Raw genomic sequence first — 19,640 nt, forward strand, 5'->3', positions numbered from 1 at the left:
GCGGCAGCCGGTCTACTCGAAGTCGCAGCCCGGGTTCGGCACCGACTCGGAGTACGGCGAGCCGTGCGGGAGGATGTACAGCACGTCCAGGACGAGGTCGGTGTCGCCCAGGTTCGCGCGCAGATGCACATCGCCCGCCCCGCCCGGCTCGTACACCGTGCCGCCCTGCCGGTAGACGCCGTCCGCCGCGCAGTCCGAGTGGAAGTGGCTGAGCGTGCCCTTGTGGACGTATCCGTAGACCGGGCCGTCGTGGAAGTGCCAGCCGGTGGTCTGGCCGGGCGGGACGGTGATCTCCCGGAGCACGTAGTCCGTGCCGCCGATCGTGGTCTGGCTGATCACCCGGCCGGTCACACCGGGCCCGGCGGGGGTGGCGTAGGCGGTGCCGCAGGTCAGCAGAGTGCCGGCGGCGACCGCCCCGGCCAGCGCGGTACGGAGCGCGGTGCGCATACGGAGGGCCTCCTGAGCCGAAGATCGAGTACCTCCGTGAACATAGGCCCCCACGGGGTCGCCCGGGGCGGGAACGCCGCAATCCCGGTGCACCGGTCCGCGCTCTCCGGGCCGTCGGACCAGGTGCCCCGGCAGGCGAGGACGGAGACCGGGTACGGCCCGCCCGTCACCCCGCGCCCGCGTCCGCCGCGACCTGGGCGAGGGTGCGGCCGGAGGTCACCGAGCGGGCCCGCCGGGGATCGGGCGTGCCGTGGCCGCCCGACCGCGCGGTCCCCTTCTTCACCAGCAGCCAGGCGTCCTCGCCGTGGCCGCCCCTGAACCGGGTCAGCGCGTACTCGCCGCGCAGCTTGGAGCCGTGTAGCCGGAACGTGGCGTGCCCGAGCTCCAGCGACGGTGCGAAGCCGACCGGCCGGCCCTTGCGGTCGTGGCTGAGCGGCTCGTACCAGCCGTGGTCCCAGACGATCACGGTGCCGCCGCCGTACTCGCCCTTAGGGATCACGCCCTCGAAGTCCTCGTACTCCAGCGGATGGTCCTCGGTGGGCACGGCCAGCCGCTTGTCGCCGGGGTCGGCCGACGGGCCCTTCGGCACCGACCAGGACTTCAGGACGTCGTCGACCTGCAGACGGAAGTCGAAGTGCATCCGGCGCGCGTCATGGATCTGCACCACGAACCGGGGCCGCCCGCCGCCCGGCCCCGGCTGCCCCGACGGCTCCCGGGTCCGCCCGAAGTCACGCTTGTCACGGTACGTGCGCAGCCGCTCGTCGGTACCCACCGCGGCTCCCTTCGTCGGAGGTACGCCCCGAGTACCCGCGCGGCTAGAACTCCTCGCGGCTGTCCGGATCGCCGCCGAGGCGCTGGTGGGGCCGTTCGGAGACCGCCGCCAGCTGCGCGGCACCGAGCCGGAAGCCGAAGACGTCCAGGTTCGCCCGCTGCCGCTCGGCGTCCGCCGACTTCGGGATGGCCACGGCACCGAGCTGGACGTGCCGGCGCAGGATCACCTGCGCGGGCGTCACCCCGAGCGCCTCCGCCACGCCGACGACGGCCGGGTCCCGGAGCAGCCGGTCGCCCCGGCCGAGCGGGCTCCAGCTCTCGGTGACGATGCCCTTCCCGGCGTGGAAGGCGCGCAGCTCCTCCTGCGGGAGGAACGGATGCAGCTCCACCTGGTTCACCGACGGCAGTACCCCGGTCTCCGTGACGGCTGTCGCCGGGTGCGCCGGGCTGTCACGATCTTCGGGGAAAGCGGTACCGGCGAGCATCGGAGCACGCATGACGGCGGACAGGGGCACGGCGGAGCAGGCGGAGCGCGTCGCGGGGGCCGAGGTGAAACCCGTCGCCGGGCACATCGGGGCCGAGATCACCGGCGTAGACCTCGGCAAGGACCTCGACGACGCCGTGGTCGCGCTGATCCGGGAGGCGGTGCTTCGCTGGAAGGTCGTCTTCTTCCGGGAGCAGCGGCTGGACCACGCCGGGCATGTCGCCTTCGCCCGGCGGTTCGGCGAGCCGGTCGTGCCGGGACGGCGGGGCAGCGCCTCGCCCGCCGGGTTCCCCGAGGTGGAGACCACCGCCGACCGGCTGGAGCTGGGCGGACGGTTCGGCATGGAGCACGAGGAGTGGCTCCAGCGGCGCCGGCACACCCTGCTGCGCGGCTGGCACTGCGACCACGGCGCCCGCGTCGACCCGCCCGCCGCGACCGTCCTGCGCGCCGAGACCGTCCCGCCGTACGGCGGCGACACCACCTGGGCCAACCTGGCCGCCGCCTACGCCGGGCTCTCCGCACCCGTGCGCGCCTTCGTCGACGGACTGCGCGCCGAACACCGCCTGGGCGTCGGCTACCAGTCGCGGCCCGGCGACGACTCCTACCTCCGCCATCTCCTCGACCATCAGGTCGCCTCGGTGCACCCTCTGGTGCGCGTCCATCCGGAGACCGGCGAGCGGGTCCTGTACGTCAACGGCTACTACGTCGAGCAGATCACCGACGTCTCCCGCCCGGAGAGCGCCGCACTCCTGGAGATGCTGCTCGAACAGGCGGTACGGCCCGAGTACACGGTCCGCTTCCGCTGGGAGCCCGGCAGCGTCGCCTTCTGGGACAACCGGGCCACCATCCATCTCGCGCCCGGTGACAACGCCCACCTCGGCTTCCCCCGGGTCATGCACCGGGTGATGCTGCACGGCGAGGTGCCGGTCGGCGTGGACGGCAGGCCGTCGGAGCCGGTCACCGGCACGGAGGCGGGCCGCTGGTGACTCAGACGGCCGCGGGCCGCCGGCCCAGTGCCGGGCCGAGGTGGTTCGCCATGTCCGTGAGGATCTGCACGTAGTCCTCGTGCTCGAACGCGAACGGCAGGGCGAACGCCACCTCGTCGACCTCACGGAACGCGGCGTGCGCGTGCAGCTGTTCGGCGATCTCGGCCGAGGTGCCCACCAGGTCGGGTGCGAACAGCAGCCGCGCCGGACCCTGCGGGGCCGTGGTGCGGGGCAGCCGCGTGGCCGCGTACGCCTCGTACTTGGCGCGCTGCTCAGGCGTGGCGGAGTCGGTGGGGATGACGACCAGGCCCTGCGAGACCCGGGCCGCGTCACCGTCCGGGTGGTGGGCCCGGAACTCACGGATGTGCGAGAGCTGGATCGCCGCGAAGTCGTTCGCGTCCTCCGGGCCCCCGGCCCGGACGACACTGCTGGTCAGGAAGTTCATGCCGTGCTCGCCCGCCCAGCGCGCCGAGCTCAGGCTGCCGCCGCCGTACCAGAGGCGCCGCCCCAGGCCGGGGGAGTGCGGCTGGACCACGTCCGAGAACACCTCGAAGCCCTCGACGCCGCTGAAGTCGGTGGCCGGCTTGCCCCGCACGAAGTCCAGCAGCCGCCGCACCCGCTCGTAGCTGAAGTCCTCGGCGTCCGCCGTGTCCGGGTAGAGGGCTTCTCTGATCTGCTCGTAGTGCATGGGCGGGCCGACGCTGACGCCGGGGTTGAGACGGCCGCCGGAGAGGATGTCGACGGTCGCCAGGTCCTCGGCGAGCCGCAGGGGGTTCTCCCAGCCCAGCGGGATCACGGCGGTGCCCAGTTCGATACGGCTGGTGCGCTGCGAGGCCGCCGCGAGGACGGCCACCGGGGACGAGATGCCGTACTGGAGGTGCCGGTGGCGCACCCACGCGCTGTCGAAGCCGAGCCGCTCGCCCAGCTCGATGATCTCCAGCGTGGACTCGTGCCCCTTGCCCGGATCGGCCCCGTCGAACAGGCCGATGGTGAGGAAGCCCAGTCTGCGCAGCGGGCGGGGGGTGGACGGCACGGGTCCTCCAGCGGTCGTACGTCAGTTCTGCCCCGATTGTGGCATCCGAACATTGCGGGAGTGTGATCAGCTTCGGATCAGGTCAGGGGGATGGTGATCTCGTCCTCGACCGGCGGATCCAGCTCCTGCACACGGTTCCCGGTCGCCGCGAAGCAGCGCAGCCGTACCGCCTCCGGGCTCACGTCCAGGCGCAGGAAGCACTTGAAGAAGGGCGGGCTGTAGGTGGCCGAGCCCGGGGAGAACAGCTGGGTGTAGATCTTCTTCACCGGCAGCCGGAAGCGGGCGGTGCGATCCGGGCGGCCGCCCGCGCCGAGCAGGCTCGCCACCAGCCGGGTGCGGCGGGTGACCCGGGTGTCCGGGCCGGGCGCGCGGCCGGGCTTGACGCCGAGGCGTTCGGAGATCACGGCCGTCGCCTCCGCCGCGGTGAGCGTGAAGAACCGGGGCATGCGCAGCCGGCGGCCGTACAGCCGGCTGTAGAAGGCCAGGGAGTCGCCGCGCAGCGGGTAGCAGCGGAAGTCGTCCTCGGTGACGTTCGCCACGGAGACCCGGGGGATGGTGTGGGTGGCGTGCATGAAGGCACCGCCGCCGCCCGCGACCACGTACTGGATGGTGCGGCCGGCCACGTCGACCGGGTAGCGCTGGTAGTTGTGGATGTCGCCGCCGATCGCCGCCACATAGTGGTGGGCCGGGTCGCGGACGATGTCGTCGACGGTGCCGCCGCCGTCGATCGGGCAGGGGTGGTGTTCGCCGTCCACGTACAGCGGGGAGCCGGTGACCAGGATCTTCGGGCGCGGCCCGCGGGACACCTCCCGCAGCCAGGCGCCCTGTTCGGCGTCGAGCGTGCCGAGCAGACCGGTGTCGATGCCGACGATCCGGACCGGGCCGGCGTCGATGGCCCAGTAGGGGCCGGGCTGCACGGCATGCTGTTCCGGCGTCGGCCGCAACTTGCGTGCCTCCGCGAGGAGTTGTTCGTCCGCGGGGCTCGGCCGGTGCCACAGCAGGGCACGCCACCATGCGCGGGAGAGGGGGCGCGGCTTCGGCTCGGGCGGGAGTGGCGGGGCGTCGTCGCAGAAGACGCGCATGAACGCGCCGAGGTCCTCGTACCAGTCGTGGTTGCCGGGTATCGCGTATATCGGCGCCGGATACTCCTGGTACGGGCGGAAGAACTTGGTGCCGTAGTCGTCGGTGGCGCCGACCGGATAGATCACGTCGCTCGCGATCACCGCGAAGTCGGTGTCCTGACTCGCCTTCAGGAAGCCGGGCACGACGGCGTACTGGGAGTCGTCGCCCTCGCCGGTGTCGCCGATCACCATGAACGAGAACCGGTCGGCCTCGGCACGCCGGATCACCTTGTCGGCCGCTGCCCCGGCGGCCGCCCGCTGCGCCACCCAGCGGCCGCGGGTACGGCCGGTCGGGTCGCCGAACCAGGACGCCAGCACGCCGTTGCGGGCGGCCCACATGGTCCTTGGGTTGAACCAGAACAGCTTCTCGACATGGCTCGGCATCAGCCGGCGATAGGCACCGCGCTCGGCCTCGCCCCAGCCGGCGCCTTCTGCGGATTCGCGTGAGGAGTCAGACACGCGGGCACGGTAGCAATGATCAACCAGCGGGTGCGGTGAGGGGGTTGGCGTCCTGCGGGGCGGTCACCATTCGTACCGGTTCGGGGGGCGCCGTACGGGCCCTCGGGACGGGTGGGGGTGCCGTACGGGCCGGCACGCCTTCTCCACGGGCCGTCTCTCGGTCCGGGCACAGCACCGGCTCAGGGGGTGACGATCTTGAGTGCGCTCATCCAGCCGTGCCCCTCGGGGCGGGTCTGCAGCGCCATGTGCAGCAACTGGATGCCTTCCAGCTCGCGGGCGTGCCGCAGCCCGCCGACGACCACCGGGTTGAGTCCGCCGGAGGAGACCAGCTCGGCCACCTGGTCGCGGGCCGCCGCGTCGTCGCCCGCGATGAACACGTCCAGCGGCAGCCCGCCGACCTCGCCCGCGACCAGCGCCCCCGCGAACGTGGTGTTGAAGGCCTTCACCACCCGGGTGCCCGGCGCGGCCGCCTCCGCGATCTGCTGGGCGCCGGAGCTGTCCGGCGGCACGGTGAGCGAGTCGAAGGTGGCGAAGTCCACCGGGTTGGAGATGTCGACGACCGTCTTCCCGGCGAGCTGGTCCCCGTACTCGGCGACCACCTGTCTGGCCGCGTCGAACGGCAGGGCCAGCACCACCACGTCCGCCGACCCGACCGCGTCCGGCACGGCGGGCGCCACATCGGCACCGGCCAGTCGCTCGCCCAGAGCGTCGGCGAGGTTGGCGGCCTTCGCCGGATCGGTGCCGACCAGCCGGACCGTGTGCCCGCCCGCCAGCGCCCGGGTGGCGATACCGCCCGCCATGTTGCCTGTGCCGACGATGAAGACCCGCATGGGGAGCCCTTTCCGTGGGGTGGGAGGTGAATCAGGATAAACGGGATGAATCACCAAACCGGTCGCGACTCGGGCCGGGGGCGGGGTGTTTCGCCGTCACACGTCGAGCGCGCTACGTAGGTGCAGGGTGTCGAGAAGGAGCACCGGACCACTGGGTAGCCTGGCCGGTCATGGGGGAGTGGGAGATGCGGCCGGCGTCGTCGGCGGACGTCGAGGCGGTGGCCGAACTGCGCGCCGTCGTGCTGCGGGCCGATCTGGAGCGGCTCGGGCGGTACGACCCGTGGCGCGTCCGGCAGCGGCTGCGGGACGGGTTCGACGCGGCCCACACCTGGGTGATCGAGGTGGGCGGCGTCTTCGCCGGCTGTGTCGCGCTGCGGCCGGCCGGCGACGCCCACCGGCTGGAACACTTCTATCTGGCCCCGGAGGCCCAGGGCGTCGGCATCGGTTCGGGCGTGCTGCGCGAGCTGCTGGCGCGGTGCGACCGTGACGGCGTCCGCGTCCGGTTGAACGTCCTGCGCGGCAGCGCGGCCCAACGGCTGTACGAGCGGCACGGGTTCACCGTCGAGACCGAGGATCCGGTGGACGTCTTCATGGTGCGCGCGCCGTCGTCGTGAGCCCTGCTCCGCCTCAACCGCCCCACGTGGCATAGGGAAAACCCTCGATTGACCTCGACTTGAATGACATGCGCGGGTCAAGGCTGGAATCCTCGCTCAGCACACGCTTTCTCCATGGCGTGTCCACGGATCACGGACCCCGTATCCCGGTCCCCCGATCCCGGGCCCCGCACAGCTCAGCTCGTCCCGGACAGCACACCCCCGTCTGCCCGGTCTGTCATCGGCCGCGACCCGGCGGCCGCAGCAGGAGGAGTACGAGTGAGACGTCTTCCCCACAGACGCGCCACGGTCGGAGCCGCCCTGGTCTCCACCGTGGCGTTGTTCGCCGTCGGCATCCAGTCGGTCCCGGCGAACGCCAAGCCCGCCGCCCCCCACCCCAGCCCCCTTCGCACCGGCGGCCTGGAGGCCAAGCTCAGCCCCGCCCAGCACACCGCGCTGATCAAGAGCGCCCAGCAGCGGACTGCCGCGACCGCCCGCACCATCGGCCTCGGCGCCAAGGAGAAACTGGTCGTCAAGGACGTCGTCAAGGACAACGACGGCACCGTGCACACCCGTTACGAACGCACCTACGCCGGCCTGCCGGTCCTCGGCGGCGACCTGGTCGTGCACACCCCGCCCGCCGCGCTGGCGGCCGGTACGGTCAGCACCACCTTCAACAACAAGCGCACCATCAAGGTCGCCTCCACCACGGCGGCCTTCACCAAGTCGGCCGCCCAGGCCAAGGCGCTGAAGACCGCCAAGGCCCTCGACGCCGAGAAGCCCGCCGCCGACAGCGCCCGCAAGGTGATCTGGGCCGGCAACGGCACCCCGAAGCTCGCGTGGGAGACCGTGGTCGGCGGCTTCCAGGACGACGGCACCCCCAGCCGGCTGCACGTCGTCACGGACGCCACGACCGGCGCCGAGCTGTACCGCTACCAGGCGGTCAAGTCCGGTACCGGCAACACCCAGTACAGCGGCACGGTGACGCTGAACACGACCCTGTCGGGTTCGACGTACCAGCTGTACGACACCACGCGCGGCGGCCACAAGACGTACAGCCTCAACAACGGCACGTCGGGCACCGGCACCCTGATGACCGACGCCGACGACGTCTGGGGCACCGGAGCCGGCTCCAACACCCAGACCGCCGGCGCCGACGCCGCCTACGGCGCCCAGGAGACCTGGGACTTCTACAAGAACACCTTCGGGCGCAGCGGCATCAAGAACGACGGCGTCGCCGCGTACTCCCGGGTCCACTACAGCAGCGGCTACGTCAACGCCTTCTGGGACGACTCCTGCTTCTGCATGACCTACGGCGACGGCTCGGGCAACACCCACGCCCTCACCTCGCTGGACGTGGCCGGCCACGAGATGAGCCACGGCGTCACCTCCAACACCGCGGGCCTCAACTACACCGGTGAGTCCGGCGGGTTGAACGAGGCGACCTCGGACATCTTCGGCACCGGCGTGGAGTTCTACGCCAACAACTCCTCCGACGTCGGTGACTACCTCATCGGCGAGAAGATCGACATCAACGGCGACGGCACCCCGCTGCGCTACATGGACAAGCCGAGCAAGGACGGCGGATCCGCGGACAGCTGGTACTCCGGCGTCGGCAACCTCGACGTGCACTACTCCTCCGGCCCCGCGAACCACATGTTCTACCTGCTCTCCGAGGGCAGCGGCACCAAGACCATCAACGGCGTCACCTACAACAGCACGACCTCCGACGGCGTCGCCGTCGCCGGCATCGGCCGGGCCGCGGCCCTGCAGATCTGGTACAAGGCGCTGACGACGTACATGACGTCCAGCACCAACTACGCGGCCGCCCGGACCGCCGCGCTCAACGCCGCGACGGCTCTGTACGGCGCGAGCTCCGCCCAGTACGCGGGTGTAGCCAACGCCTTCGCGGGTATCAACGTCGGCAGCCACGTCACCCCGCCGACCTCGGGGGTGACGGTCACCAACCCGGGCAGCCAGTCCTCGACCGTGGGCACCGCGGTCAGCCTGCAGGTCTCGGCGAGCAGCACCAACAGCGGCTCGCTGACCTACGCGGCGAGCGGACTGCCGACCGGCCTGTCGATCAACAGCTCCACCGGCGTCATCTCCGGCACCCCGACGACGGCGGGCACCTACAGCACGACCGTCACGGTGACCGACTCCACGGGCGCCACCGGCACCGCCTCCTTCACCTGGACCGTCAGTTCCAGCGGGGGCGGCGGGAGTTGCACCGCCACGCAGCTCCTCGGCAACGCGGGCTTCGAGTCCGGCAACACCACCTGGACCGCCACCAGCGGGGTCATCACCAACGACACCGACCAGGCGGCACACGCGGGCTCGTACAAGGCCTGGCTGGACGGCTACGGCTCGACCCACACCGACACGCTCTCCCAGTCGGTGACGATCCCGAGCGGCTGCACCAACACCACGTTCACGTTCTACCTGCACATCGACACCGCCGAGACCACCAGCAGCACGCAGTACGACAAGCTGACGGTCGCCGCCGGTTCCACCACCCTGGCCACGTACTCCAACCTCAACGCGGCCTCCGGGTACGTGCAGAAGTCCTTCAGCCTCGGTTCCTTCGCGGGCAGCACCGTGACCCTGAAGTTCACCGGTGTCGAGGACTCCTCGCTGCAGACCAGCTTCGTCGTCGACGACACCGCCGTGACGACCGGCTGACGTACGGAAAGGTGAGCGTCCCGCACCCGGACTCCGGGTGCGGGACGCTCGGCTGGGTCAGCTCAGCGGGTCCAGCGTGAGGTACGCCTGCTGCGGGTTGCCGTCGTTGACCAGCGACTCCTGGTTGCCGACGTCGTCGAAGGCGAAGGCGTACGCCTTGCCGTCGGCCATCTGGGCGTGGATCTTGCGCGCGTAGTGGTTGGTGACCGTGTCCAGGTAGAAGTCGGCCGGGATGTTGTCCGGCTGGTTCGCACTGGTCAGCAGCGTCGACCGGTTGAAGCCCGCGCAGAGTGTGCGCGAAATCGGTCCGCGTACCTGGTCGTTGGGTGCGTCGAGCAGGTTGTGGCAGCCGAAGATGCTGTTCGCGTCCGGCTTCTGGAAGCTCGTCACCACCGCTCCGGCGGAGTTGGTGAAGTTCATGAGGTTCCCCGAGACCCGGCCGAAGTACTTGGTGTTCGGCTGGTCGGCGAACGGCGTGACGGTCAGGGTCGACGTCGAGTACTTGGACCAGACCCGGTTGACGTAGTCGTCCATGACGGTCGACGGCAGCGCCCCGGTCTCCACGCCGTACAGCGGGGAGAGCGCGCGGAGCACGGTGCCGTCGGAGCGGGTCTGGATCAGGTTCGCCCAGCCGCCGGGCTGCCCGCGCAGGGCGCTGAAGAACCCGTTGTAGCCGCCCGACTTGAGATGCCCGGTGCTGGCCGTGCTGCCGTCGGCGCGCTGCACCCCGACCGCGTACGGGGCCGAGAACATGTCCACCTGGGTGCTGTTGATCCACAGACCCGAGTCGTTGAGCGTGTACTCGGACCAGTTGAAGAGGATGTTGCGGTTGGGGTCGCTCGGGTTCTGCACGGCGGGCTGCACGAGGCCGCCGGTGGTCAGTCTGAAGTCGAGCTTCTGGCCGTAGGAGAAGTAGATCCGGCCGGAGAACTTCGGGATCCGGATCGTCGACGACTGTCCCGCCGCCGGGCCCGTGATCGAGGCGTCCGGTGCGGGGGTCGGCGGGGTGCCGCCGGCCGGCCAGGCGTGGAAGGTGCCGTTCGCGTCGGCCCAGCCCTGCCGGCCGGTGGAGAGCTGGGTGCCGAGGTCGTAGACGTACACCTGGTCGCCGCGGCCGGAGTTGTTGGTGATCTTCAGGGGGATGGTGTCCGGTATCGCGGCGTCGGCCGGGTGCGGGGTGCCCAGGGTGAGGGCCCCGCCGATCAGTGCCGCCGCGGCCGCCAGGGGCAGGGTCCGGCGTGCGAGTCCTGTGCGCACTCTCCACCTCCGTGTGGGGTCGGGGTCGTACGGACATTGGTCCGTACCAGTTTGAGAGCGCTCTCAGACTGGCGGTGGGGCGAGTGCATGTCAATGAGTGGGACAGAAATGGGGGGCCCGCCGAACGACGACGGGCCCCCGATGTACCGCTCCGCTCAGCTCAGAAGGTGCGCTTCAGCAGACCCAGCAGCGCGTCCCAGTGGCGCTCGGCGGCCTCGGCGGAGTACGCCGGGGTGTCGGCCTGGGTGTAACCGTGCTCGGCGCCCGGGTAGATCTCGCAGGTGTTGCGGACCCCGGCGGCGGTGAGCGCCTCCTCGAAGGTGCGGATCTGCTCCTCGGTCATCGACTGGTCCTGGTCCGCGAAGCCGAAGTACAGCTCCGCCGTGATCCGGTCGGCCAGCAGGTGGGGGCTGTCCGCGTCCTCGGTGACCAGCCGGCCGCCGTGGAAGCCGCCCGCGGCCGCGACCCGGTCGGGGAACGCGGCGGCGGTCCGCACGGCCAGCCGGGCGCCCATGCAGTAGCCGGTGATCGCCACCGGCCCGTCGGCCACCAGCGGGCTCTCGGCGAACCAGTCCAGGTAGGCGGCCGAGTCCCGGTCGCTGAACTCGGGCGTCAGCGCCTGCATGATCGGGCCGATCCGCTGCCAGATGGTCGGGTCCGCGGCCGGGTCGATGAACTCGGGCAGTTCGAGGACCGGGGTCCGGCCGGTGCGGTAGAAGACGTTCGGGAGCAGCACCGTGTAGCCCGCGCCCGCGAGCCGGTCCGCCATCGACTTCAGGTGCGGCCGGATGCCGTAGGCGTCCTGGTAGAACAGCACACCCGGGTGGGGGAGGCCGTCGGCCGGGTGGGCCAGGTAGGCGTCGGCTACACCGTCCTCGGTGGTGATGTCCACGTCGGTTCCCTGTACGGCGGTCATGGCGCAGTGCCTCTCTGTGGAGTCGGCGTCGGGTCGGGGGAGGCCCGGCGCGGCATGTCACGATCATGGTGGCACGCGAAGGTGAGAGGGCCGTTGCCCGGGGACCCCGTCGTCACTCGAAGCGCGAGACGTCTCCCGCGCCCCGGCGGACGACCACCGCCTCGCCTTCGGAGAAGTCGATGACCGTGGTCGGCTCCGTGCCGCAGTCCCCGGAGTCGACCACCGCGTCCACCTGGTGGTCGAGCCGGTCCTTGATTTCCCAGCCCTGGGTCAGCGGCTCCTTCTCGTCCGGCAGCAGCAGGGTGCTGGACAGCAGTGGCTCGCCCAGCTCCGCCAGCAGCGCCTGGGTGACCACATGGTCGGGGATGCGCACCCCGACGGTCTTCTTCTTCGGGTGCAGCAGCTTGCGCGGCACCTCCCGGGTCGCCGGGAGGATGAAGGTGTAGCTGCCGGGGGTCGACGCCTTCACGGCCCGGAACACGTCGTTGTCGACGCGTACGAACTGGCCGAGCTGGGCGAAGTCGCGGCACATCAGCGTGAAGTGGTGCCGGTCGTCCAGGTGCCGGATGCCGCGGATCCGGTCGATGCCGTCCCGGCTGCCGAGCTGGCAGCCCAGCGCGTAACAGGAGTCGGTCGGGTATGCGATGAGTGACCCCGAGCGCACTGCGTCGGCGATCTGGGAGATGCTGCGCGGCTGCGGGTTGTCGGGGTGCACGTCGAAGTACTTCGCCATCCGACGAGCTTATGCCGTACCGGACCGGAGGGTCGCGCGGACGCGGCGGGACGGGGCCGGACCCGGGCCGCCGCGCCGCTGGTCGCGGTCATCGGTGGCCCACGAACCGCCGAGTCGGGGCCGCCGAAAATTCGTGTGCATGCCCGCCGGAATCCGGGGAACGCGCATACTCAGCCGCCCGAGGGCCCTCCCCCCGGCCCCGGGTGAGGCGCTCTTCGCCGGCGGCCCTTCCCCCGAGGGCCGCCGGCGGAGTCGTACCGGGCGGTCGGGACCTGCCCAGGTTCATCGGGTAACGTCCAGAGGCCGAGGTCAACGCTACGGACGAGGAGCAGGGCGAGATGGCAGGCCGGGCAGGCGAGGGCCCGCACCCCTCGACACCTCAGGGCGACATCTGGGCCGTGCAACTCCTCGACCATCTGCGCCCCGGCGCCCGCGACCCGCGCCGGGTGGTCACCTGGCTCGCCCGCGCGGTGCAGGCCACGGTCTGCCTGCAGGACGCCGACGGCACCCTGCTCGCCGGGGAGCGGCTGCCCCTCGACGACAGCCTCGTCGCCGAGGTGGTCGCCGGCCGGATCTCCGCGGCCGCCGTCCAGGACGGCGACCGCCACCTGCGCCTGGTCTCCGTCCGCGCCCCCGACCCGCGCTCGGCGGCCACCTCGCTGCTCGCCGTGGCCCGCGCCGTCCCCTTCGACCGGCGTGCCGCCGAGATCGTCACCCGCACCGCCGGCGTCGTCGAACTCCTGCTGCGCGAGCGCGAGTCGACGGCCGCCGGGCGCCGGCTCCGGCGGGCCACCGCCGACCTGCGCCTGGCCATCCTGCAACTGCTGATGGTCGAGGACACCGTCTCCGCCCGCCGGGTCGCCGCCGGCCTGTGGCCCGGCCTCCTCGACACCGACAGCGCCTGCGTGTACGTCGTCGAGGGGCACCCCGCGGAACGCGACGGGCTCGCCGAGGACTGCGTCGACCTCACCCGTGGCCAGGCCCTGGTCGTGCGCTGTCCCGCGGTCGACGGACATGTCATCGTCGTCAGCCCCGCGCCCAGGGCGGGTCAGTGGCTGCGCTCGCTCGTCGACGGCCGCCCCGGCACCTTCCTCGGCGGCAGCGTCCGGCAGAGCCTCGCCCGCACCGCCACCGCCTACGGCCAGGCCATCAGCGCCCTCGCCGTCGCCCACTTCCGACCCGACCAGGCCGCCGTCTACGCCGAACGCACCCATCCGGAACGGCTGATGGACCCCGCCGAGCTGCACGCCTGGTCCGCCGCCGTGCTCCGGCCGCTCGACACCCTGCCCCACCACACCCGCGCGGAACTCCTCGCCACCACCCGCCTCGGCCTGGAGTTCACCGCCGTCAACGCGGCCAAGATCCTCGGCGTCAGCCGCAACACCGTCCGCGCCCGCATGGACCGCGTCGAGGCCCTGCTGGGCGCCGACTTCTCCGACCTCGCCGTACGCGCCACCGCCCATCTGGCCCTGAACACCCAGGCGGCCCGGACGGAGGACCTCGGCGCCATGGCACCGCAGGCGTGCGGCTCGCGGCTCGGGGACCTGCTGGCCGGGCCCGGGCTGCGCGCCTGGGCGCACGACCTGCTGGACCGGCTGACCCGGGACGGCCGTGATCTGCGCGGCACCCTGCGCGCCTGGATCGCCGCCGGCGGCAACGCCGAACGCGCCGCCCAGGACCTGGGGGTGCACGCCCAGACCGTCCGCGAACACGTCCGGGGCGCCGAACCCGTCCTGGAGCGTCAGCTGCTGGCCGCCGGCACCGACCTGTACGAGGTCGTCCTGGCCCACCTCGCCCTCGGGGACCTCACCGCCCCCGCCGTGCTCCGGGCGAATCCGGGCCAACCGGACTCACCTGTGCACGGGTGAGTCCTCCGGGTGCCCGATCGGGCACCGACGCGGTACCCAACGGCCGGATCCGCACGTAGGTTCACCTTCCGCGGGGGCACGACCGGAACGGGGGACCGGTCGCAGCCCCCGCGACCCCGGATCACGCCCCGGGACTCACGCCCCGAGCCGTACCGGGATCTCCTGCCAGCCGAAGGCGATGAACGACGGCACCTGCCGCAGCTCCTCCGCCCCGACCGCCAGACGCAGTCCAGGGAAGCGGTCGAACAGGGCGGGCAACGCGGCGAGCGCCTCCGCCCGGGCCAGCGGCGCCCCGATGCAGCGATGCACTCCGACGCCGAACGAGAGATGGTCGTCGGCCCCGCGCGCCGCGTCGAACACGTCCGCGTCCGCCCCGTAGCGCTCCGGGTCCAGGCCCGCCGCCGCGTACGTCGTGATGATCGCGTCCCCGGCCGGAACGGTGACGTCTGCCACCTTCAGGTCGGTCACCGCGAACCGCAGCGGCAGCGCGGCGATCGACGGATGAACCCGCAGCGTCTCGTCGATCACCGCGTCCCAGCCGACCGTCCCGGCGCGTACCGCCGCCAGCTGCACCGGATGGGTCAGCAGCGCCACCACCGCGTTGCCGATCAGGTTGACCGTGGTCTCGAACCCGGCGCCGATCACCAGCAGCAGCGTGTACAGCAGTTCCTCGTCGCTGAGCCGGTCGCCGTCCTCGTCGCGGACCCGGATCAGCTCCGTGGTCATGTCGTCGCCGGGGTGGGTGGCCTTGTACGCGATCAGCCCGCCGAGGACCGTGCCGATGCGCTCCTGCACGAACAGGGCGTGCTCAGGGCTCGGGTCGGAGGTGTCCATGATGGCCGCGATCAGCTCGCCGGTGTCCGCCCGCATCTCGTCGGGCACCCCGAACAGTTCGCAGATCATCCGCATGGGCAGCGGATGCGCCAGCTCCGCACGGAGGTCCACCACCGAGCCGTCGGCGCCCGCGGCCGCCACCGCGTCGAGCAACTCCCCGGCGATGGCCGCGACGCGCGGCAGCATCACCTCGGTGCGCCGGTGCGTGAAGCTCGGCGCCACCAGCTTGCGCAGCCGGGTGTGGTCGGGACCGTAGGCGGAGAGCATGTTGACCACGCCGATCCAGCTGACCACCCAGCCCCAGGAGGGGTGTTCGCCGATCTCCGGCCACAACCGCCAGTGCTTGCGGGGGTCCTTGCTGACCCGGGGATCGAGGATCAGTTCCCTGAGGACGTCGTAGCCGGTGGGCGCCCAGGCGGGTATGCCGCCGGGCAGTTCGACGGGCACGACGGGGCCGAGGGCGCGTAACCGTGCGCTCTCCGCCGGGATGTCGGAGCCGAACGGGTCGAGAGCGATGCGGTCGGTGACGGTCACGACGACTCTCCAGGCTGGTCGGGGGAGCGGGGGCTGAACCGGACGGGCAGGGACGTCAGCGAGCGGTGGAACGGGCCGGGCCGCCAGCTGAGCCGCTCGCGGGGCAGCACCGGGTCTAGGTCGGGCAGCCACAGGGTGAGCCGCTCGATCGCCTCGGTCGCGATGAGCAGCGCGTGGTGCCGCACCGGACAGGCGTGCGGGCCCGCGCCCCACGACAGGTGCGAGGCGTCACCGGGCCGCCGACCGCCGGTGACCTCCCGCTCGGCGAACAGCCCCACGGCACCGAACGAGACGACCACCGGGATCGCCGGCCTGACCCACGCCCCGTGGAAGGAGACGGGCCGACGGGCGTAGTAGATCCCGTAGTTGGCCAGCGGGGTCTCGTGGTGCAGCACCTCGACCACCGCGTCCATGACCGGGCGGGCGCCGCTGGTCAGCGTGGAGTAGTAGAGGGAGTTGCCGAGGATCCGGGACAGCGCGTTGGACACCAGGTTCGTGGTCGGCTCGTATCCCGCGCCGAGGGTGAGGAACACCTGCCAGGTGACCTCCTCCGGGGTCAGCCCGGCCGGATGGTCCAGGAGCATGCTCGGCAGGTCCTCGCCGCGCTCCGCGACCTTGGCGGCGACCAGCCGCAGCACGTAGTCGGCGAACTCCGCCTCGCCCTCGGCCGCCTGCGCGCCGCCCTCCATCATCTTCAGGAGGCCCTCGTTGAGCCGGTCGCCCTGGCTGTCCGGCAGCCCGAACAGGTTGTTGAACACCAGCGCCATCAGCGGCCGGGTGAAGTCGGTGACGAGATCGGCCTCGCCGCGCGGCCCGAAACGGTCCACCAGCAGCCGTACCGCCCGGTGCACCAGCGCGCGCAGATCGTGTGGCTCGATCAGGTCGAACACGTCGATGAGGCTGGTGCGGTAGCGGATGTGGGCGTCGGCGTCGGAGAACAGGGCGTTGGGCCGCCAGCGCATCATGCCGAGCAGCGGGGAGTCCTCGGGGACGGTGGCCTCCCAGCCCCGCGGGTCGTGCGAGAAGGTCTCCACGTCCCGCAGCACGTCGAGGGCGGCATGCCGCTCGGTGATCACGTACGCGGGCGTGCCCGGCGCGAGTTCCGCCCAGCCGACCGGGCCCTGGGCGCGCAGCGCCGCGTAGTAGCCGTGCGGGTTCCGGGCGAAGCCGTCCTCCCACAGGCGCACCGGTCCGGAGACGGTGAAGGACTGCTGCACGGTCATCGGGCCTCCGCCGGCCGGTCGTCGATCAGATGCTGTACGAGGGCGAGCAGCGCGTCGACCGAGGAGTGCGGGTCCCGGGCGTCACAGGTCACCATCGGGGTGCCCGGCTCCAGGTCCAGGGCGGCGCGCAACTGTTCGCGCGTGTAGTGGCTGGGCGCGTCGGGAAACGCGTTGAAGGCGACCGCGTACGGCAGCCCCGCCTCCTCCACGAGCCCCAGCACGTCGAAGGAGGCGTCGATGCGGCGGCTGTCCACCAGGACCAGGGCGCCCAGCGCCCCGTAGGAGATGTCGTCCCACAGCGTCCGGAACCGCTGCTGCCCCGGCGTCCCGAACAGGTAGAGCACGATGCCGCCGGCCAGGCTGATCCGCCCGAAGTCGATCGCGACGGTCGTCGTCTCCTTCTCCCGCACCCCGTCGAGTTCGTCGACGGGGACGGAGGCCTCGGTGAGGTGCTCCTCGGTGTGCAGCGGGCGGATCTCCGACACCGAGTCGATCAGGGTGGTCTTGCCCACCCCGAACGGGCCGGTGACCAGGATCTTCACCAGGTCGCGGGCGGTGTCGGGGAGATGGGTGCCGCCCGCGCGGGGCAGCTCACTGGTGCTTGAGGGCGCGGAGGCCATCGGCCACTCTCTTCAGCAGGTCGGGGTCGAACCGTTCGGCGGGCGGGATCGGCGCGCGGGCCTGGACCAGGTCCCGGTCGACGAGGTCGGCGGCCAGCACCCGGACGGCGGAGACCGGTAGCCGCAGCAGCGCCGCCGCCTCCACCAGGGTCAGCGCACCACCGGACAGCAGCTCCAGCAGGGCCTGTTCGGCGGCGGGCAGACCGGCCGGCAGGGGTGTCCCGTCACGGCTGAGCACCGTCAGCCGTTCCAGATGCGGACGGCTGGGCCGGGCCACCCCGCCGGTCGAGAGATACGCGGGGACCAGGGGACGGCCGCCACGGCTGCCGGTCATGCCGGCGCGCCGCCGTCGGAGCCTCTGGGCGCCGCCGCCATCGCCTTCTCGCCGAGCCGGGCCACCTGCGAGTGCACCCGGTGCGCCAGCAGGTCCAGCCGCACCTCCGGGTCGCCGTAGGCGGCCACGCAGGTGCCGTGGTCGGTGGGCACGATCAGCACGTACCCGTGGTCCGACTCGACGACGACCTGCCGCACCTCGGCCCGGTCCCGGTCCGCGAACGCGGCGGCCGCGGCCCGGCAGGCGCCCTGCACGGTACTGGTGATCGCGGCCACCCGCTCGGCGGTCGCCTGGGACAGGGCGTCGGTGTACCCCGTCGCGAGGCCGTCCCGGGTGAGCAGGACGGCGGCCAGTACGTGCGGTACCTGCAGGATCGGATCCAGCACCCATGCCGTCTCGCCCGCATCGCGGCTGGTCATCTGGCCGCTCCTCCTTCGTCGTCGGTCCGTTGGGGATCGGGCGCGTCGGCCCGCTTCGGGGTCCGCGCCGCCGCGGTGCCGTACTGGAGGGCCGCGAGCGCGGCGGCCGCCTCCTCGGGCCGCCGGGCGGCCGGCTGCTGCGGCGGTACGCCGGGGGCGTCGGGACGGGTACGGCGCCGCCGCTGCGGCAGACCGCCCAGGTCACCGGGCTCCTGATGGCCGGGGGCGCGTTCGTGCTCGGGGCCGGGGACGGCCGCGGCGGGTGCCGGAGCCGGGGGTGCGGGAGTCGCGGGTGCCGGAGCCGGGGGCGCCGGGGGCTCCGCCGACGGCGTCCCGTCCACGGTGGGCCGCCCCGACGGCGTCTGGTGCGCGGCCGGTTCGCGGCGCACCACCGCGCGCTCGCGCGTCGAGCGCGGCGCGCTGGCCGACGGCGGCCGTACGTCCGGGTCGATCCGGCCGAGCAGATGGCTGTCGACCCGCAGCACCGCGCGCACCCCGCCGTACGGCGAGGGGGTGGAGACGTCGACGCTCAGGTCGAACTGGCGGGTGAGCTGGCCGATCGCGGCCAGGCCCATGCGCGGCGGATCGCCGAGGTCGGTCAGCAGGATCGGTTCGCTGCCGGCCACCAGCCGCTGGGCGCGGGCCCGTTCGTCCTGCGTCATGCCGAGGCCGGCGTCGTCGACCGTGACGCACACCCCGTGGTGGACGTGCTCCAGATTGACCACGACGTCGGTGTCCGGCGCCGAGTGGCGCAGCGCGTTGTCGAGGAGTTCGGCGACGATGATGGCGACCGGCTCGACCGCGTGGGACACCAGGGCGGTGCCCGGCTCCAGATGGTTGTGGACCGTGACCCGGTGGTAGCCGGCGAGTCGGGCCTGGCCGCCGGTGACGGCGTCCACCACGTGGGACTCCTCGCGGGCCAGTCCCACCCAGGCACCGCACACCACCGCGGCCACCTGCGCCCGCCGCAGCGACTGCTCGTTCTCGTGGTCCAGCGCGAACAGCGTCTGCGCCAACTCCGGGTCGTCGTAGCGCTGCTGGAGTCCGCGCAGGGCGTCCTGCAGGCGGTACAGGGCGGCCTGGATCTCCCGGGTGGCGCCCCGCAGGCCGGCCTGTGCGGCCGCGTCGATGCGGGTGCGCTGTGCGGTCAACTCCTCGCGCAGCGCGGTGAGTACGTACTCCAGCGCGATCCCCGTGGGGGTCCCGGGCGTCTGCTGCCCGGCCGGGCCCGGCACCTTGAGGTGCGGATGCGTGAGCTGCGCGGCGGCCGCGGGCATCCGGCGGGCGGCCAGATGCTCGACCTCGGTGATGAACGTGCCCTCGGCGCCTGCCAGTCGGGCGCGCAACTCCGTCACCTCGGCCCGCAGCGCCGCCTTCTGGCGCCGGGTCCGCAGCAGGCTGCCGCCGAGTGCGAGCGCGGAGAGTGTTCCGGCGGCGAGACCGCCGGCCACCAGTTCCGGCAATTCGATCATGGAATCGGTTTCCAGGGGAGTAGG

The 19,640-nt window shown here is 72.3% G+C and carries 18 protein-coding genes and 1 pseudogene; 4 read left to right on the forward strand and 15 right to left on the reverse strand.

From position 1 onward, the window contains the following. Positions 1 to 12 precede the first annotated feature (12 nt). The 3 genes and pseudogenes from ABZ642_RS39560 to ABZ642_RS39570 all read right to left on the reverse strand — a co-directional run. Positions 13 to 447: a cupin domain-containing protein gene (locus ABZ642_RS39560; RefSeq protein WP_360494185.1), complete on the reverse strand. Its 435-nt coding sequence runs from the start codon at positions 445 to 447 to the stop codon at positions 13 to 15. A 166-nt stretch (positions 448 to 613) separates the two neighbouring features. After that, a complete protein-coding gene (locus tag ABZ642_RS39565) occupies positions 614 to 1,219 on the reverse strand; it encodes a DNA polymerase ligase N-terminal domain-containing protein (protein ID WP_360494188.1) in 606 nt (201 codons plus the stop codon). A 43-nt stretch (positions 1,220 to 1,262) separates the two neighbouring features. Then, positions 1,263 to 1,637: pseudogene (locus tag ABZ642_RS39570) on the reverse strand (aldo/keto reductase); the annotation flags it as partial. Between the two features lie 76 nt (positions 1,638 to 1,713). Between ABZ642_RS39570 and ABZ642_RS39575 the strand changes: the two are divergent. Then, entirely contained in the window at positions 1,714 to 2,688 is a 975-nt protein-coding gene (locus ABZ642_RS39575) for a TauD/TfdA family dioxygenase (RefSeq protein WP_360494191.1), read from the forward strand. Between the two features lies 1 nt (position 2,689). Here ABZ642_RS39575 and ABZ642_RS39580 read toward each other — a convergent pair whose 3' ends face one another. The 3 genes from ABZ642_RS39580 to ABZ642_RS39590 form a co-directional block, all read right to left on the reverse strand. Continuing rightward, positions 2,690 to 3,721 carry an LLM class flavin-dependent oxidoreductase gene (locus ABZ642_RS39580; protein WP_360494194.1) on the reverse strand — a complete coding sequence of 344 codons (1,032 nt, stop codon included), beginning with the start codon at positions 3,719 to 3,721 and terminating at the stop codon, positions 2,690 to 2,692. Between the two features lie 77 nt (positions 3,722 to 3,798). Beyond that, positions 3,799 to 5,301: a metallophosphoesterase gene (locus ABZ642_RS39585; RefSeq protein ID WP_360494197.1), complete on the reverse strand. Its 1,503-nt coding sequence runs from the start codon at positions 5,299 to 5,301 to the stop codon at positions 3,799 to 3,801. Between the two features lie 179 nt (positions 5,302 to 5,480). After that, entirely contained in the window at positions 5,481 to 6,131 is a 651-nt protein-coding gene (locus ABZ642_RS39590; protein WP_360494200.1) for an NADPH-dependent F420 reductase, read from the reverse strand. A 170-nt stretch (positions 6,132 to 6,301) separates the two neighbouring features. On the opposite strand from ABZ642_RS39590, the gene ABZ642_RS39595 reads away from it, so the two are divergent. Then, a complete protein-coding gene (locus ABZ642_RS39595; protein ID WP_360494203.1) occupies positions 6,302 to 6,745 on the forward strand; it encodes a GNAT family N-acetyltransferase in 444 nt (147 codons plus the stop codon). A gap of 258 nt (positions 6,746 to 7,003) precedes the next feature. Then, the gene (locus ABZ642_RS39600) at positions 7,004 to 9,406 is read left to right on the forward strand and encodes a M4 family metallopeptidase (RefSeq protein WP_360494206.1); all 2,403 of its coding nucleotides are present in this window, start codon (positions 7,004 to 7,006) and stop codon (positions 9,404 to 9,406) included. A gap of 57 nt (positions 9,407 to 9,463) precedes the next feature. On the opposite strand, the gene ABZ642_RS39605 is transcribed toward ABZ642_RS39600, so the two are convergent. The 3 genes from ABZ642_RS39605 to ABZ642_RS39615 all read right to left on the reverse strand — a co-directional run bounded on the left by ABZ642_RS39605 (position 9,464) and on the right by ABZ642_RS39615 (position 12,312). Further along, positions 9,464 to 10,612 carry a glycoside hydrolase family 64 protein gene (locus ABZ642_RS39605; protein ID WP_360494336.1) on the reverse strand — a complete coding sequence of 383 codons (1,149 nt, stop codon included), beginning with the start codon at positions 10,610 to 10,612 and terminating at the stop codon, positions 9,464 to 9,466. Between the two features lie 211 nt (positions 10,613 to 10,823). After that, on the reverse strand, positions 10,824 to 11,579 hold the full coding sequence (locus ABZ642_RS39610; protein WP_360494209.1) for a dienelactone hydrolase family protein: 756 nt from the start codon (positions 11,577 to 11,579) through the stop codon (positions 10,824 to 10,826). Between the two features lie 112 nt (positions 11,580 to 11,691). Further along, complete coding sequence (locus tag ABZ642_RS39615) at positions 11,692 to 12,312, reverse strand: L-threonylcarbamoyladenylate synthase (RefSeq protein WP_360494212.1); 621 nt, start codon at positions 12,310 to 12,312, stop codon at positions 11,692 to 11,694. Positions 12,313 to 12,650: 338 nt separating this feature from the next. On the opposite strand from ABZ642_RS39615, the gene ABZ642_RS39620 reads away from it, so the two are divergent. After that, complete coding sequence (locus ABZ642_RS39620) at positions 12,651 to 14,180, forward strand: helix-turn-helix domain-containing protein (protein ID WP_360494215.1); 1,530 nt, start codon at positions 12,651 to 12,653, stop codon at positions 14,178 to 14,180. A 135-nt stretch (positions 14,181 to 14,315) separates the two neighbouring features. Here the strand turns inward: ABZ642_RS39620 and ABZ642_RS39625 are convergent, their stop codons facing one another. The 6 genes from ABZ642_RS39625 to ABZ642_RS39650 are packed head-to-tail and all read right to left on the reverse strand — an operon-like array spanning position 14,316 to position 19,616. After that, complete coding sequence (locus ABZ642_RS39625; RefSeq protein WP_360494218.1) at positions 14,316 to 15,548, reverse strand: cytochrome P450; 1,233 nt, start codon at positions 15,546 to 15,548, stop codon at positions 14,316 to 14,318. After that, the gene (locus ABZ642_RS39630; protein ID WP_360494221.1) at positions 15,545 to 16,771 is read right to left on the reverse strand and encodes a cytochrome P450; all 1,227 of its coding nucleotides are present in this window, start codon (positions 16,769 to 16,771) and stop codon (positions 15,545 to 15,547) included. The genes ABZ642_RS39625 and ABZ642_RS39630 overlap by 4 nt, the downstream gene beginning before the upstream one ends. Continuing rightward, a complete protein-coding gene (locus ABZ642_RS39635; protein ID WP_360494224.1) occupies positions 16,768 to 17,391 on the reverse strand; it encodes an ATP/GTP-binding protein in 624 nt (207 codons plus the stop codon). The genes ABZ642_RS39630 and ABZ642_RS39635 overlap by 4 nt, the downstream gene beginning before the upstream one ends. Continuing rightward, on the reverse strand, positions 17,363 to 17,725 hold the full coding sequence (locus tag ABZ642_RS39640; protein WP_360494227.1) for a DUF742 domain-containing protein: 363 nt from the start codon (positions 17,723 to 17,725) through the stop codon (positions 17,363 to 17,365). Before ABZ642_RS39640 ends, ABZ642_RS39635 begins: the two co-directional genes overlap by 29 nt. Continuing rightward, positions 17,722 to 18,144: a roadblock/LC7 domain-containing protein gene (locus tag ABZ642_RS39645; RefSeq protein WP_360494230.1), complete on the reverse strand. Its 423-nt coding sequence runs from the start codon at positions 18,142 to 18,144 to the stop codon at positions 17,722 to 17,724. The genes ABZ642_RS39640 and ABZ642_RS39645 overlap by 4 nt, the downstream gene beginning before the upstream one ends. Further along, positions 18,141 to 19,616, reverse strand: coding sequence for an ATP-binding protein (locus tag ABZ642_RS39650; protein WP_360494233.1), 1,476 nt, complete (start codon positions 19,614 to 19,616; stop codon positions 18,141 to 18,143). The genes ABZ642_RS39645 and ABZ642_RS39650 overlap by 4 nt, the downstream gene beginning before the upstream one ends. Between the last annotated feature and the right edge of the window lie 24 nt (positions 19,617 to 19,640).

This window comes from Streptomyces sp. NPDC007157 (assembly GCF_040634235.1).
GTDB lineage: Bacteria > Actinomycetota > Actinomycetes > Streptomycetales > Streptomycetaceae > Streptomyces.

Coding starts and splice junctions, on each gene's coding strand:
- ABZ642_RS39635 (WP_360494224.1), bottom strand. CDS start 17,391: ATGGCCTCCGCGCCCTCAAGCACCAGTGAGCTGCCCCGCGCGGGCGGC.
- ABZ642_RS39590 (WP_360494200.1), bottom strand. CDS start 6,131: ATGCGGGTCTTCATCGTCGGCACAGGCAACATGGCGGGCGGTATCGCC.
- ABZ642_RS39620 (WP_360494215.1), top strand. CDS start 12,651: ATGGCAGGCCGGGCAGGCGAGGGCCCGCACCCCTCGACACCTCAGGGC.
- ABZ642_RS39630 (WP_360494221.1), bottom strand. CDS start 16,771: ATGACCGTGCAGCAGTCCTTCACCGTCTCCGGACCGGTGCGCCTGTGG.
- ABZ642_RS39595 (WP_360494203.1), top strand. CDS start 6,302: ATGGGGGAGTGGGAGATGCGGCCGGCGTCGTCGGCGGACGTCGAGGCG.
- ABZ642_RS39560 (WP_360494185.1), bottom strand. CDS start 447: ATGCGCACCGCGCTCCGTACCGCGCTGGCCGGGGCGGTCGCCGCCGGC.
- ABZ642_RS39615 (WP_360494212.1), bottom strand. CDS start 12,312: ATGGCGAAGTACTTCGACGTGCACCCCGACAACCCGCAGCCGCGCAGC.
- ABZ642_RS39645 (WP_360494230.1), bottom strand. CDS start 18,144: ATGACCAGCCGCGATGCGGGCGAGACGGCATGGGTGCTGGATCCGATC.
- ABZ642_RS39575 (WP_360494191.1), top strand. CDS start 1,714: ATGACGGCGGACAGGGGCACGGCGGAGCAGGCGGAGCGCGTCGCGGGG.
- ABZ642_RS39640 (WP_360494227.1), bottom strand. CDS start 17,725: ATGACCGGCAGCCGTGGCGGCCGTCCCCTGGTCCCCGCGTATCTCTCG.
- ABZ642_RS39650 (WP_360494233.1), bottom strand. CDS start 19,616: ATGATCGAATTGCCGGAACTGGTGGCCGGCGGTCTCGCCGCCGGAACA.
- ABZ642_RS39610 (WP_360494209.1), bottom strand. CDS start 11,579: ATGACCGCCGTACAGGGAACCGACGTGGACATCACCACCGAGGACGGT.